The 768-nt window shown below is 49.1% G+C and carries 1 protein-coding gene; it reads right to left on the bottom strand.

Annotated elements, in window-relative coordinates; genetic code table 11:
- Positions 1-334: 334 nt before the first annotated feature.
- Positions 335-664, bottom strand: coding sequence for a topoisomerase C-terminal repeat-containing protein (locus GAC_RS04645; RefSeq protein ID WP_241760161.1), 330 nt, complete (start codon positions 662-664; stop codon positions 335-337).
- Between the last annotated feature and the right edge of the window lie 104 nt (positions 665-768).

The raw sequence follows: 768 nt of genomic DNA, 5'->3' as shown, positions 1-768 counted from the left end.
GGCATGGATGGCGATTCTGATAACGACGACATTGCCGAGTGTCCACCTACGGATACTGCACATACGGTGCGGGACAACATAATTTTCATAGATAAATTTCTTAAACACTAAGCGTCCGGCACTGGTGTTCGGCTGACCTGAATCGTCTGGAGCCCGAGACAGCGGAATGGATGAGCGCCGTACGCGGGCCGATGCAGAGCTCTTTTGGGACATTTTCTTCATGCACCTCCAGACCCGGAGGCCACCTTGCTCCCACAAAACAAAATAATCGCTGCATAGTCCACGTAGCGCTGTAAGCCAACGGCATACGCATTCATACACGGGACGGCGCGCTCTACGCTTTCTGATTCAGCAGAGACACGGCTTCTTCCAGTGTGATATCATCACTTTTTCCTTTGATAGCAACATTTTTGTCACCACACTTCAGGTAGAAACCATACCTCCCTTTGCATACGTATATTTCCTTGCCATTGTCGTGCAGCCCTAAAAGCCTCGATTTCTTCTGCGCTTGGCTGTTTATGACGTCAACCGCCTCTTCTAGGGTCAAATTCCAAAAGTCCTCCCTGCCCTTCACAGAAAAATATGTGCCTCCATACAGGACGTACGGACCAAACCTCCCGGTTCCGAGCTTTATATCCTGCGCAGTGTCAGGATAATTACCCAAAACTATGGGCAAGGACAGGAGTTTTTTTTGCCACATCTAAAGTAATTTCCTGAATACCCTGTGGGACAGCAACACGCTTCCCTTGAGCATTATCCCCAAGTTGT

The organism is Anaplasma marginale str. Florida (assembly GCF_000215485.1).
GTDB classification, from domain to species: Bacteria; Pseudomonadota; Alphaproteobacteria; order Rickettsiales; family Anaplasmataceae; genus Anaplasma; species Anaplasma marginale.
This window is presented reverse-complemented; position numbering and strand designations above follow the sequence as displayed.